We start from the raw sequence: 477 nt of genomic DNA, 5'->3' as shown, positions 1-477 counted from the left end.
TGGAAGCGTTCACGTTGTTCTGCTGCTCATAGAGCTGCTTCACACGCAGGGCCTGCTCCTTGGTTACACCCTTGCGGGCCAGTTCGGAGGCCAGCTGCTTTTGTTCCTTACCCTGACGGATACCGTCCTTCACATATTCAAGTACCTGGGAATCGCTCATACTCTGAGCGAAAAGAGGAGATGATCCCGACAGAAGGATCAATAACAAAACACTAAACTTTCGAAGTATCATTGATTAAGTGAATAGGTTCTACATAACCGATCGGCATATCGACACAGGCACAGCCGAGCATATTCAAACGGACGGCAATCTTACTCCGGCCACCGACAGTCACCAGTTCGCCGACAAGACCGCTCAAAGGACCTTTTATGACACGGACCTTCTCACCACGGGCCAAAGGAGAGTCATTCATACAGACGGCTTCATCAGAATAATCGAGCATGAAACGGAAACGGGCCATTTGCTCGTCGGGAATT

Annotated in this window: 1 protein-coding gene and 1 pseudogene; both read right to left on the bottom strand. The window is 49.9% G+C overall.

Annotated elements, in window-relative coordinates; translation table 11 throughout:
• Positions 1 to 232, bottom strand: a 232-nt coding sequence (locus tag BHV72_RS19675) for a hypothetical protein (protein WP_192915679.1), incomplete at its 3' end; no start/stop codon positions are given.
• Positions 213 to 477: pseudogene (locus tag BHV72_RS19670) on the bottom strand (UpxY family transcription antiterminator); the annotation flags it as partial. The pseudogene BHV72_RS19670 and the gene BHV72_RS19675, both read right to left, overlap by 20 nt.

Source organism: Bacteroides sp. 43_46, from assembly GCF_001915455.1.
GTDB lineage: Bacteria > Bacteroidota > Bacteroidia > Bacteroidales > Bacteroidaceae > Bacteroides > Bacteroides caccae.
Note: the sequence above shows the minus strand (reverse complement) of the source record. Positions and strands in the feature narration are given on the sequence as shown.